10 protein-coding genes are annotated in these 12,764 nt (G+C 48.1%); 6 read left to right on the top strand and 4 right to left on the bottom strand.

Annotation, left to right across the window (positions count from 1 at the left end):
• Positions 1 to 4: 4 nt before the first annotated feature.
• Complete coding sequence (locus tag MHB56_RS23470) at positions 5 to 1,132, top strand: glycoside hydrolase family 88/105 protein (protein WP_076278570.1); 1,128 nt, start codon at positions 5 to 7, stop codon at positions 1,130 to 1,132.
• A gap of 67 nt (positions 1,133 to 1,199) precedes the next feature.
• Here the strand turns inward: MHB56_RS23470 and MHB56_RS23475 are convergent, their stop codons facing one another.
• Together MHB56_RS23475 and MHB56_RS23480 are read right to left on the bottom strand one after the other, a co-directional pair.
• Positions 1,200 to 1,520, bottom strand: a complete 321-nt coding sequence (locus MHB56_RS23475) for a cupin domain-containing protein (protein WP_076219911.1) — start codon at positions 1,518 to 1,520, stop codon at positions 1,200 to 1,202.
• 26 nt (positions 1,521 to 1,546) lie between these two features.
• On the bottom strand, positions 1,547 to 4,087 hold the full coding sequence (locus MHB56_RS23480) for a heparinase II/III domain-containing protein (RefSeq protein ID WP_341144067.1): 2,541 nt from the start codon (positions 4,085 to 4,087) through the stop codon (positions 1,547 to 1,549).
• 236 nt (positions 4,088 to 4,323) lie between these two features.
• Here MHB56_RS23480 and MHB56_RS23485 point away from each other — a divergent pair, with 236 nt between their 5' ends.
• The 5 genes from MHB56_RS23485 (at position 4,324) to MHB56_RS23505 (ending at position 11,047) form a co-directional block, all read left to right on the top strand.
• Positions 4,324 to 5,220 carry a carbohydrate ABC transporter permease gene (locus tag MHB56_RS23485; protein WP_036683990.1) on the top strand — a complete coding sequence of 299 codons (897 nt, stop codon included), beginning with the start codon at positions 4,324 to 4,326 and terminating at the stop codon, positions 5,218 to 5,220.
• 90 nt (positions 5,221 to 5,310) lie between these two features.
• Entirely contained in the window at positions 5,311 to 6,129 is an 819-nt protein-coding gene (locus tag MHB56_RS23490) for a carbohydrate ABC transporter permease (protein WP_445667762.1), read from the top strand.
• Between the two features lie 45 nt (positions 6,130 to 6,174).
• The gene (locus tag MHB56_RS23495; protein ID WP_248547628.1) at positions 6,175 to 7,944 is read left to right on the top strand and encodes a cache domain-containing sensor histidine kinase; all 1,770 of its coding nucleotides are present in this window, start codon (positions 6,175 to 6,177) and stop codon (positions 7,942 to 7,944) included.
• A gap of 7 nt (positions 7,945 to 7,951) precedes the next feature.
• Positions 7,952 to 9,568 (top strand): response regulator, encoded by a 1,617-nt coding sequence (locus MHB56_RS23500; protein WP_256720944.1) that lies wholly within the window; start codon positions 7,952 to 7,954, stop codon positions 9,566 to 9,568.
• A gap of 93 nt (positions 9,569 to 9,661) precedes the next feature.
• On the top strand, positions 9,662 to 11,047 hold the full coding sequence (locus MHB56_RS23505) for an ABC transporter substrate-binding protein (protein WP_038569657.1): 1,386 nt from the start codon (positions 9,662 to 9,664) through the stop codon (positions 11,045 to 11,047).
• Between the two features lie 77 nt (positions 11,048 to 11,124).
• Here MHB56_RS23505 and MHB56_RS23510 read toward each other — a convergent pair whose 3' ends face one another.
• Positions 11,125 to 12,255: a YheC/YheD family endospore coat-associated protein gene (locus MHB56_RS23510; RefSeq protein ID WP_076184268.1), complete on the bottom strand. Its 1,131-nt coding sequence runs from the start codon at positions 12,253 to 12,255 to the stop codon at positions 11,125 to 11,127.
• Positions 12,237 to 12,755: a GNAT family N-acetyltransferase gene (locus MHB56_RS23515; RefSeq protein ID WP_076124882.1), complete on the bottom strand. Its 519-nt coding sequence runs from the start codon at positions 12,753 to 12,755 to the stop codon at positions 12,237 to 12,239. Before MHB56_RS23515 ends, MHB56_RS23510 begins: the two co-directional genes overlap by 19 nt.
• Between the last annotated feature and the right edge of the window lie 9 nt (positions 12,756 to 12,764).

Here is a 12,764-nt window from a genome sequence, read left to right on the forward strand (position 1 = left end):
AAGGATGTCTATAACTGAAGCAACAACCGTTCGCTTGTCCAGTAAAATCGCGAGTACGATTCTTGGAGGGTGCAACAAGCAGGGAGAGCATGAATATGTGCTGGAAAGATGGGCTTATGTTCCGGGCATGTTGCTGATGGCAATGGCCCGGGCGGGTGTTCAGCTCGACCAGCCTGAGTATGTCTCCTTTATGGAGCGGCATATGGACACATTTATTGGAGAGGATGGTTCCATCCGTACCTACAGGCTGGAAGAATACAATCTGGACCAGATTAACGAGGGGAAAAACCTGTTCTTGCTATACCAGAAAACCGGAGAAGAACGGTATGCTGAAGCAGCCCATTTGCTGGCCGCACAGCTTATTGGACATCCCCGCACCTCCGAAGGGGGATTCTGGCATAAGAAGGTATACCCTTTCCAGATGTGGCTGGACGGGCTGTACATGGCATCGCCATTCCTAGCGGAATACGGCAAGGTTTTTCAACGACCTGAACTGATTGACGAAGCGGCGCATCAGCTGCTGCTGGTTGAGCGGCGGACCCGTGATCCACGGACCGGTCTGCTCTATCATGGCTGGGATGAATCCAAAGAGCAGGAATGGGCTGACTCTTCTACCGGATTGTCCTCTCATTTTTGGAGCCGGGCGATGGGCTGGTATGCGATGGCTGTGGTTGATTGCCTGGAGCATTTTCCGCTCACTCATCCGCAGCGGGGGACGATCATTGGCATTTTCCAGCGGATGTGCGGCGCGCTTCTGGAGGTTCAAGACAAGGAGACTGGCCTCTGGTACCAGGTGTTAGATCAAGCGGGGAGAAAAGGCAATTATCTTGAAGCTTCCGGCTCGTGCATGTTTGTTTATGCGATGGCTAAGGGACTAAGATTAGGTTATCTGGAATCCTCTTTTATAGAGGCGATGTTGCAAGGGTATGAAGGCATTTTGACGCATTTGACTGAAGAGGATGAACAAGGTGTGCACTTGCACCAGATCTGTCATGGAGCGGGTCTGAGCAAAGACCGTAATGGCTCATACGATTACTATATCTCTGAGGACGTATTGTCGGATGTGCCTATGGGCGTCGCTCCATTGTTATTAGCATCACTTGAGGTGGAACGGTACCAAGCTGAAAAATAACAGAAGCCCAATCATTCCCTCTGAAATGGAATGATTGGGCCTTTTTTTGCTGCCAGATATATATTTATTAGCGTTTCAGCAGATCCTCGCGGATAGGTGTGAAGACATCGAGCAGCGCAGAATCTGCTTCCAATGCGGTTACACCGTGCTTTGCATCTGGCGGTATGGCAATACTTTGCCCCGTGGTTACCTTATGCTTCTCGCCGTCAATACGAAATTCAAAGCTTCCACGCAGACAGTAGCTCATCTGCTCGTGAGGATGGCTATGCTCATAGCCCTCGGCTCCCTTTTCGAAATGAACCTCCATCATCATCAGACTGGCTGCAGCGTTCAAGATACAGCGTTTAACTCCCGGTTCTGCTGGTTCCCATACTCCAAGATTGCTCATGTTCTAATCTTCCTCCTTGTATATAGTTATCGGGGCATGGCGATGTGAATTCTGCCTGCCTCAATTCTTAATTGGGTTGCTTCAGGTTGCCCGGATGTTGACTCAGGTTCTCCGAGCAGCCTAAGCGGTCCGAGACCCGGAACAGTAACAAGGTGTTCCTCCTTGGTGCCGTTGATGGCGGCGATAAACCATTTCCCATCCGTACGGGATATTCTGTACAAGCGTACTCCTTCGATAGCCTCTTCAAAGTCAAGCTGTTCAAGCTGTAGTGAAGAAGCATCTTCTGTCCGGGGATGAAGCAGAATGACGTAATCGCTTTTACCACCATAAACACGAAAATGTTGCTGCTCTGCCAGCGGATAATTCCCGGCTACAGCGCCTTCTCCCATTGTAATCACTGGAAGTTCTGGTTCGGCGATATAAGCGCTTAGGTGCTTGCCGTTCAGGCAAGCTGCATCAATGGATTGCTCCATTATACTTGCATCAGTACTGAGTGTATGCAGATTCCAGACGCTGTTCGATGCTCCCTCAATTCGATCCCATATCAAGTAGACGTTAAAGCCTGCTTTAATGAACAAGAAATTCCGCTCATATTCCCTGGCGTTAGCCTCTGGAATAAGACTGCTGGCATGATCTAACTCTTCTGAAAAGCGTACTTCCTTGCATGTGCTTTGCAGTGGCCCATTGGCAAAATTTCCGAATGAATCGGTAAATTGAACAACATTATGAGCTGCGCTGGACACATACCAATGCCGATCCCCGTTATAATAACCTCCCGTTCCAGAATCAAGGGTTACTGGAACACCATCTGCCCAGATGGAGAAGTGCCCTTCATCATGATGAGCGTGATAAGTCAGCGGAGACGCCTCGTAGATTGCATAATGCTGAAGGTTCTGTTCTCCGTTGCGGAAGATGACATAACCGATATCGGGATAATGTACGGAGTCGAGTGCAGGCCTTTGTTCTGCTAAATCGGGCTGTGGATATAACAGCGCGACCAGAGGCAGAGGAAATGCGCCACTATCCTCAATCGGTTCTCCGCCGTGCTTCCACATCCAGAGCATTTCCCCGGCAAGCTGGGGGTCTTCGTCCATATAGAATGGGGCCGCATATCCAAGCAGGCGAAACCATTTTTCCTGCACATTGGCATCGCCGACGGCTGGTGTAAGCAGGATGGGGGAGCCAGAAGAGCCGCCTTGAATAATATCTGGTGCAGTCACTGTTCCGATTAGGAAACGGTACATGCCCTTTACCTTCTCATGCTTGAAATAATCAATGCCCTTCAAACGCTTTAATAGGACGAAGAAGAGAAAATAGCGATGCAATACTGCGCCATGGTAGCGAATATTTTCTGGCCATGCGCCGTCTGAATCAACCACTTCTGCCAGCTGCCAGTTGATGACAGAGAGGGCATGATCAAGATATGCCTCACTTTGTTTTTCATTGGGAAAGAGGAGGGCATATACACCCAGTCCGGTTGCCCGGTCGGCATTCCAATTACTGCGTTTTCCTCCCTTTTCATCTGGGAAGGTCTCCAGATCAAACCGGTAGTAGTGGGTATCCATCATCATGTCTGCGATATAGCGGAAATGAGCGAGAAGTTCGGTTTCTTCTCCAGTGAGGAATACACTGCTGCCAGCAATCTGATCGTAGATTACCGAAGCAGCAGCGAGCCCCCTCCCGATATGCACCGCGCCGTAAGTATCATCGTCATGCCAGCCGTCTCTACGGAAAATATCCATGCCTACCCGCATATCGGCAAGCATGTACTGGAGCTTTTGCTTGGCTCGAACCGCAAATTCACTTTCACTCGTGATCATATACATATTGGCGTCCGCTCCCGTAGCCTCCAGCAGGTAGGCCCAATTGGTAAGTGTCGGCCGATTAAAAAGCGGGGAGAGCAGCTCAGTTCCTAACGGCTGCCCCGCAGCATTTAGAAAATGGACCCCGATGCAGATTCCTTCGCCTAGAGGAGCTTCCAGACTGAGCGCCGTCTGCACGCTGTAATGATCACCTTCATATACAGGTATGGTCTCTCCATAATGAAGGATTGTCAATCCTTTCACTTCCTCATTACTGATGCAGATACATTGCAAATCGTCTGCCAGACTAGCGCCAGATGGGGTTACACCAGATGGCTGGAGACCCTGCTGCCAGCTGGCCAATTTCTCTAGATATACTGTGCTTCCGTTTTCTCGGTCTTGACTCCACCCCAGCATCCCAGATTCTAGACCGCCATTCGCTAGTTCAACCGGCAAGCCAAGCTGCGAATGAGTCAGACGCAAGCCCCCGATGCGCGCCGTGCCCTTTCCCCGAATCTGTACAGAAAGCTTGAGGAAGGCCGTTCTGGGAGGGGTTTTAAAAACAAAGGGTTCTACCCGGAACACCCCGAGTTTATGGAGGGGCGCAGCAGCTTCTCGGCTGGCAAATTGTTCAGACAGCTGTTGTTGTCTTTCGTACTCTTGCCGGACCTTGGGAAGCTGTTCGATTCTAAGGCGTATGCCCTCAAGCTCTCCTTCGGTATAACATCCGAAGGGGCGTGTACCGCCACCATATGCTGAAATCATCGGTAGTTCTAACCTCCTTGTAAAGTAGTCATGGTTCGTGGGTGAGCTTTCTCTTAATTAGTATAAACGTGGCTTTACGAAGGACGGGATAGATAAACAAATGAAGGAAAGGGGACAAAGCAACTGAAAAAGTGAAATTCTCCCCCAAGCGCAGTCGCTTTCTCCCTAACCGTTACGAACGGATAGAATTATCATTAAGGACATAAGCTTAGTCCAATGGACAGGAGGAACAATAAATGAATTTATCAAAACGTCAAATTAACGCCTGGACCTTCGTTGCTCCCAGTTTGATTCTGACGCTGGTTTTTGGAGTATATCCGATCTTTTGGGCTCTGAAGTACATGTTCTATGATTACCAGGGTTTCGGCGAACCCCTGTTTATCGGACTGGAGAATTTCGAGCGCTTATTAAGGGATAAGGAATTCTGGAAGTCAGTGGTCAACACCTTTATCTACGCTGGAGGCAAGCTGCTCATCACCTTGCCATTATCATTTTTACTGGCGGTTGTCCTCAATCGTGCTTTGAAAGGGCGGCAGCTGCTAAGAGCGATTTACTTTATGCCGACCGTAATCAGTGCTTCGGTTATGGCCATCGTATTCTACGTTATCTTTAATTCATACAACGGGATGGTTAACCAGCTATTGGTCGGCTCTGGAATTATTTCCGCTCCGATAGATTGGTTAGGGCCGAAATATGCCTTACTAACCGCTATTATGATTGCGATATGGGGGGCTATCGGTAACTATATGCTGCTCTTTATCGCTGGTTTACAGAACATTCCTGAGGATCTCTATGAGGCGGCATCTATAGATGGAGCTGGACCTTTCAGAAAAATGTGGAACATCACCGTTCCCATGCTCGGACCTGTATTGCAAATGATCATTATGCTCGCTATTACCGCCTCCCTAAAAGGCTACGAGAGTATTATGGTGCTTACCGAAGGCGGTCCTTATGGCAAGACGGAAGTTATGTACCTGTACCTGTATAAGCTGTTCTTCCCTGTATCCAGTGGAGGTACAAGCATTCAGCAATTTGGCTACGGTAGTGCGGTTGGTTTTGCCACAGCAGTTATTGTAGGTCTGATTACCTTAGTCTACTTTTATGTATCTAAAAAGCTAAATGATATCTATTAAAAGAGAGGAGAATGAACAGTGAGTACATTACATGCGGAGACGAAGAACACTTCGGTCCAGCCTGTCCGGTCCTTCAAGACCCGAGCGGTGCTGTCCCGGACCTTGCTGTGGATTTTTCTACTTATAGTGGCGGCTTTTGCGTTGTTTCCGATTATTCTGGCTTTTTTCGGATCCCTTAAGACCAATCTGGAGTTGACGACAGGAACCACCTTGCTGCCTAAGTCATGGCAGATTGGAAACTACGCGCAGGCTTGGAATTCGGCTAACTTTGCCCGCTTTACATGGAACAGTGTGTTTATCAGTATCTTTAACACCTTAGGCACTCTATTAATTGGAACGATGGCCGCATATGCGGTAGCGAGAGTCGATTTTTACGGGAAACGTATATATGTTGTAATTCAGTCCTGCACGCTGTTCATCTCGATCGGTGCTGTGGTGCTTCGGCCGCAATTTGACCTTATGGTAGCGCTTAATCTACAGAAATCGTTATGGGGTGTCATTATTATTCTGATTAGTGCGCATGCCACGGCATTTTTTATGTTGATTGGTTTTGTACGAGCGATTCCGAAGGATCTGGATGAGGCTGCTTTTATTGACGGCTGTAATTTCTATAGCGTATACTTTCGAGTTATCTTACCGCTTCTGACACCCGCCCTTGGAGTCACGGCGCTTTGGACCTTCCGCGGAGCATGGAACGAATATATTCTGCCGCTGGTTTTTACCATGACACAGCCAAAATTACAGACACTCACCGTAGGATTGGCGGGGCTAAAATATGGTATCGGCGATGCGGCGCAACCTCAATTGATGCTCGCGGGTGCATGTCTGTCCATGTTGCCAATGATTGTTGTCTATATTTTCGCTAATAAATCGTTCATGCAGATGACAGCTGGCTCTGTAAAGGGCTAAATTCGGGGCGGGCTTCGGACAGCTATTCAAGAAGGATGTGAATACATGCTGAAGGCCTGGGTTTATCGTACCTCTTTGAAGAAAAGAATATGGCTATCCTTTACCGCACTTACGGTATTCTGTATTTCTGTCACTGGTTTATTGGCTTACTCCATCGCTTCTCGGGCGATGGAGCGTAACTCTGTCGAGTTAAATCAAAATGTGCTGAATCAGTCAATCAATGTCCTGGACCAGAAGTTAAAGCAAATCATTGTGGCTTCCTCCACGATGATGTTGAGCGAAGCTTATCAGCAGACCATCCGGGATATTAAAGCTCATAATATGGAACGTTTTTTTGCCAATTTTTCTATGCTGCAAGCGCCCTTCACGCAGGTAGAGTTGACGGAAAACTCCATTGAATCTATCTTGATCAGTACGCCGGACGGGGATTTCTACTCTACCAGCAATCAGCGCAGAACCTTGACCCCATTTCTAGAATCTTCGCTGTATCAACGGATTAAGGAGAAACCTGAAACCAATTGGGTGGAGAGTCATCGGGACGAGCTATTTGCCGGGAAACACCATGTTATTTCCCTAGTCTTGCAGCCGCTTACAGACAATTATGTCCCTGATCTATTTTTGATCGTTAATGTAAAAGAGGACATTCTTGAAGATACTGTAAGTGGAGGCGGGAGTCTTGGCTCCGCACGTTTTTTACTGATCAATAAAGAGGGAACAAGCGTCTTCGGAGACGGGAGACGTCCGGAATGGTCTCGGGACTCTGTGTTTTTGGACAAACTGAGGGAAGCAGACCGGGGTAATTTTGAATATTCTGCTGGTGATGGGCCAATGCTGCTCAGCTATGCCAGTTCAGGGTACGCAAAAGACTGGGTGTTGGTCAGCTACCTGTCCAAAAAGGAACTGCTGCAACCTGTTCGGAGTATTCAATGGCTGGTGTTGATGATCATGGCGGCATGTATCGTCATCGCGCTTTTCCTTGCAAGGTATCTGTCCGCTTTGCTACTGGGACCGCTGCTGAAACTGCAACGGACGATGTCTCGTGTTGAGCAAGAGGATCTCAGTGCACGCTTCCAGAGTCCTTTCCAGGATGAGATTGGGGAGGCGGGACGCAAATTTAACCAGATGTTGGACCGGATTGGTGAGTTGATTGCTGAAGTCAAGGATACAGAAAAAGAAAAGAGAAAAGCGGAGATCAAGGCGCTTCAGGCGCAGATCGAGCCTCATTTTTTATATAACACATTAAACACGATTTTCTGGAAATGTGAGATGGATGAATATGAAGATGTGAAACAGATGGTCATTTCGCTGTCTGCACTGTTTCAGCTGGGACTGAACAACGGGCAGGAAATTACGACCTTAGGCAAGGAACTGGAACATGTCCGCCAGTATCTAAACCTTCAGCAGCAATGTTATGAAGGGTTGTTTGACTATACAATTGATGCCGGAGTGGAACTGCTGGAGCTTCCTGTATTGAAAATTATTATTCAGCCCTTGGTGGAGAACTCAATCCTGCACGGCCTTAAGGAATTAAGGGGAGGGGGAGTGATCCGGATCTCTGTAGAAGTAGCCAAAAACACACTGCTCATCCGGGTTACCGATAACGGAACCGGCATGAATGCGGAGAAACTCAATGCCTGGCTGAAGGAGCCGAACGGCAGTGGAGGTTATGCTCTGTCTAATATATGTAGCCGACTGCAGCTGTACTACGGCAAAGAAGCCGGATTGGTCTTTCGAAGCAGTCCGCGTGTTGAAACCGAAGCTGTTCTATCCATTCCTGTGGAAGGGGGAATAAATCCTGAGCGCCCATTCAATTAAAATATGTATTGTTGATGATATTCCTGCAGTGGTCCGCGGATTGTCGCAGCGGATTCCTTGGGAGGAACATGGGATTGTGATCGCGGCCACCGCGGCAGACGGGGAAGAAGGTCTGGAGCAGATCCGCAAGCATCGTCCTGACATCGTATTGACGGATATCCGAATGCCTTTTAAGGATGGTTTAGAGATGATGCGGAGCATCCAAGCCGAGCAGCCAGGCATCAAACTGATTTTTTTGACGGGCTATTCTGATTTCACCTATGCCCAGGAAGCAGTTAAGCTGGGTGCCTTTGATCTGATTGTAAAACCGTATACCAAGGTTCAAGTGCTTGAATCTGTGTTGAAGGCCAAAGAAGTGTTGGAGCGGGAACGCAGTCAAGCTGAGCAGATGATGGGCATGGAACAAAAGCTGCGCGAGAGCTTACCTTATTTGCGTCAGGAATATATGCGTCTGCTCATCCGTTATGGAACTAGACAGCAGCACTTGAGCCAGCAGTGGGATTTTTACAATATCGAGATGAATAACTATAATTTTTGCGTGATGGTAGCGGAAGTGGATTTTTTTGTGGAACGTACATCAGAACTTACGGTTTCCGAGGTGGAATTAATCCGCTTTGCCGTACAGAATATTTTGGAAAATACAATATCCGAATACACTCGGGGTATTGTGTTCCGGGAAAATGTGAATCAGTTCGTTATTGTGATGAACCCTCTGGCGGAGCCGAATATGGAGCAACTTGCAGAGAAATGCCGGGAAAATGTACATCGGTATACGTACCAGACGGTATCCATTGGACTGGGTGGAGAGGTGGAGGAGGTAGGGCAGCTTTCTGCTTCCTATGCGCAGGCGCTGTCTGCACTTGCGAACACCTTTCTGAACGGTGGGAACAGCGTGTACACCTATGTTGAAGATGCAGTCGTGAATGCCGCGCTACCCAGATACTCATATGACAAGGAGAAAGAATTGCTTTATTGTCTGCGTTCGGCGAATTTACCCAAAGCAGAGGAGCAGCTGGATCATATTTGGCATGATTGGATTACTGCACCGGCAACGCCTAATCCGTCCATCGTTAAGACGTTATGTCTTGAACTGGCTCATTCTATCCATCGGATTTTCTCGGAAAAAGCAACGGATTCGGAAGTTAAAACTCTGGAAAATAAGCTTGCAGACATGAGCAGTGCAGTCTCTTTTGAAGATCTTAGCCGCCAGATTCGGGAATTTTGCCGTTTGGGCTGTACGTATTTGCAACAACGCCAATGCAGTGACGCGCGTATGCTTGTGGATCGGGCCATCACTCATATCAATGGAAATCTGCATCGAAATCTATCCGTCGCGGACTGTGCACGGGAGGTGCATCTTAGTCCTAGCTACTTCTCCAATCTTTTTAAAAAGGAGACGGGAATGACACTCGCCCAATATATTATCGGGAGACGAATGGACAAAGCCAAGGAGCTGGTGCTGGAAGGCATACAGGTTCAGGATATTGCCATCTCTTTGGGCTATGAGGATCGACCCTATTTTACAGAGCAGTTCAAAAAATATACCGGAATGACGCCGACTGACTTTCGTGCAAAATATACCTTGCCCAAAGTGGAGGGAAACAGTGATTTCGTCTCCCATTGACAGTTGTTTTCTCCTTCACTGATAAAAGGGCAGTGGAATTATAATTTTCTTAAGAAATGAATGCGATTTCAAAAGAAAAGGGAGGCATTTTAGATGAAAAGAAATAAATGGATATTAGCTGGGGTTTCGCTGATGCTGGCTGGCTCGTTGGCCGCCTGTTCATCATCCGAATCTAATACGGAGGTAAGCAGCAGCAATACAAACTCCGAAAAAACAAAATTGGTCTACTGGACCATTGATCGTCATGATTCTGATTTTATTGAGCAAAAGATCAGTGAGTATGAAGGTCTTAATCCCAATATCGAGATTGAAATGAAGGTTATGGCAGAGAACTATACGCAGTCGGTGGATATTGCCTTCTCCAGCATGCAGGCGCCTGATATTCTCCGGGTGGATACTTATAACGTGCCAACATGGGTCAAAAGAGGGTATCTGGAATCTTTTGATAGCTACATTTCACCAGAGATGAAGAGCCGGTTCGAGAACGTACTTATCAACGAGAAAAATACCGTTGACGGCAAAATATATAGCCTTCCCAATATCGGTCAGTTCTGGCGCCTCATTTATAACGTAGATTTGTTCGAGAAGGCTGGCATTACAGAGCCGCCTACCACACTCGCAGAGATGGTCGAGGATGCCAAGAAAATTACGGCAGCAGGAAAAGACATAGGCGCTTACGGCTTCGCGGGTAATTTCAAAAGTACCAGCGGATTTGAGCGTATCGCTTATCCAATAACAACACTTAGCAAGACTAAGGGTACAGAGGGCTTCGACTTCCAGACGGGGCAATTTGATTTTAGCGTCTATAAAGAGGTTGCTGAGGCGCTACGGCAGATTAAGGTGGATGGAAGTATGATGCCAGGATCGGAATCGCTTGATATCGACCCGCTTCGTGCGCAATTCGCTCAAGGCAAGATCGGCATGTATTTCAACCATTCCGTTGAGCCGACGGTCTACAAAACCCAATTCCCAACTGAAATTCGCTGGGCAGCTGCGATTCCTCCAACCATTGACGGGGAGCAGAAGGGTGTCAGCCAAGTTATTGCAGGAAGTTATTTGGCTATGAGCAAGGATTCTAAGCATAAGGAAGAAGCTTGGAAGTTTATTGAATGGATGTACAGTGATGATGTGCAGATTGCTTACCAGGAAGCAGGGTATGGGGTTTCGGTTATTCCATCGGTTGCTACAGTTGCCAAGGCACCAGACATTGCAGGGATTGAAGATTTTCTGCCTACGAAGTTAGACGGGATTTATCCAGCGACTCCGATGGTCATCAGTGAAGGACGTCTGGAAGGACTAAAGAAGGTTGATGTCTTCAATAGATATATTTTTGGTGGTGGAGATTTAGATAAAGAGCTTCAGGACTTGAATACTCGCTATAATGCGGCGCTTGAAAAAGCCAAAGCTGCAGGTGACACCGATATCGAAGCACAGCCGGACTTCGATGCAGGTTCCCTGCAGGGATCATTGGCCAAATAAATCGAAAAAGACGCCTCTTAGGCTCCGTATTAATACGAGCTAGTGGCGTCTTTTTTTGATGACTACTATGATAATTTTTATTCCTCAGTCGTTTTAGCTGTGCTCGGGGTTCCTTTGTTATTGTAGAGCCACAGCGCGTATTCTAGAGGGCGAATCAGGGCTTTGCGGTATGTGGTTCCGTCACCTGATCTTGCGAACACTTCACGGGCGGGCTTGGGATTAACCTCCAGCACGTAAATTTTACCTTCGCGATCAATGGCGAGGTCCAATGCAAGCTCACATAAGGCTCCGTAACTTTCTTCCAAGAAGGCTGCGGCATCAAGGCCCAACCTCTCGGCAGTCTTCATGACCTTATCGGTTTTATCCTGACTGCCCAGCCATTCCTTCAGCAGCGTTTCCGCTCGAACGGCATGACCACCGCCATGAAGATTGGAGGTTACACTCCGCGCTGCACCGACACGTGCTGCCATACCTGTGAGTTCCCAGACACCTTGCCCGTTCTTTTGAACGAGCATCCGGTAATCATGGAAACGTCCGCCCGGCAGACGTAATGGAATCCCCTGTTGGATAAGGAAACGCCCGCCGATGCACCATTGCCGTACGATGGAATCCAGCCGAGTAGAAGAGACTTTACGGGTGGGAATGATTCGGCGATCCTGGCGACGGCCTTGAATATCATATACCCCTCGCCCATCCTTCATTCTCTCAATTCTGAGGATGCCACGTCCGCCTGTGCCGTTTGCAGGCTTGATATAGACTACTGAATTGGTTTTCAGCATCCGGCGCAGGTCGGCAGAGGACTGATAGAGTAAAGTTTCTGGCATATGCTGCCGGAAACGGCTTTTTTGTGAAAATGTTTGGTGAATGGTCCATTTGTTGCGCAGTGGACGATTCAGAAATAACAGATGATTGTAGCGTTCTCGGAAACGAAGCAGTTGCTGAAAGCGTGAGCTGCGCTGAATACGGCAACGGTCATAAATCATATTTGGAAAAGAACGCCATTTGCGTGACCATTTTCCGCTCTTGGGATCAAAGACAAGGGCATGGATCTGCTCTTTGCTGGGATGAACATCCATGGGGGTAAACACAAAGACATCCAAGCCAATTCGTTTGCCCTCGACGATCATTCTCCGGTACACGGCCTTTTCTTCAAGCTGCTTGGCTTCGTTAATATATAAAGTAAGAATGCCTAAGACGGGCTCTGGCACAGGAGTTCACCTTCTTGTGGAGAAATAGTAGTGCTGCCGGTATGATGAGGTGACCGGAGCAGTAATGTTGGCTTGCCGGTAGGACCAGTGGTAAGTGTGTCGGCAGCAAGGCCGATATTGAAGCACATCTTTAGGCTAGCAGTATTGTCGCAGGCAACACTGCATTGCAGATGCCCGAGGCGTTTCAGCTGGGCAGCCATTAAGGCAGTGCCGGTATGTCTATTCCGGTAGAAGGGGTGCACAGCGACAAGACAGGCTTCTGCACCGAAACCGGATACGAAGCTGACTCCTGCGAGCTGGCGCCCATTCTGACCGCGTACGGTGGCGACAAGCAGCGAGATACCCGGCTCTGACAACTGATCCGGTGTTAATCGGGCCAGTACTTTGCAAGCTTGGTTTGTGATTCGCTTCTCCCCATGCGCTCTTATAAACTCAAGCAGTCCAGCCAGCCGTGATTTCCACTGTTTGGCATTTGTGTCATAGATGGAGGATATCTGCATGCTGTGTCA

Source organism: Paenibacillus sp. FSL H8-0315 (genome assembly GCF_038005365.1).
GTDB classification, from domain to species: Bacteria; Bacillota; Bacilli; order Paenibacillales; family Paenibacillaceae; genus Paenibacillus_AQ; species Paenibacillus_AQ odorifer.

Bases quoted from the DNA above. Each gene is read 5' to 3' on its own strand.
- MHB56_RS23505 (WP_038569657.1), top strand. From the start codon at position 9,662: ATGAAAAGAAATAAATGGATATTAGCTGGGGTTTCGCTGATGCTGGCT.
- MHB56_RS23480 (WP_341144067.1), bottom strand. From the start codon at position 4,087: ATGATTTCAGCATATGGTGGCGGTACACGCCCCTTCGGATGTTATACC.
- MHB56_RS23485 (WP_036683990.1), top strand. From the start codon at position 4,324: ATGAATTTATCAAAACGTCAAATTAACGCCTGGACCTTCGTTGCTCCC.
- MHB56_RS23470 (WP_076278570.1), top strand. From the start codon at position 5: ATGTCTATAACTGAAGCAACAACCGTTCGCTTGTCCAGTAAAATCGCG.
- MHB56_RS23495 (WP_248547628.1), top strand. From the start codon at position 6,175: ATGCTGAAGGCCTGGGTTTATCGTACCTCTTTGAAGAAAAGAATATGG.
- MHB56_RS23475 (WP_076219911.1), bottom strand. From the start codon at position 1,520: ATGAGCAATCTTGGAGTATGGGAACCAGCAGAACCGGGAGTTAAACGC.
- MHB56_RS23515 (WP_076124882.1), bottom strand. From the start codon at position 12,755: ATGCAGATATCCTCCATCTATGACACAAATGCCAAACAGTGGAAATCA.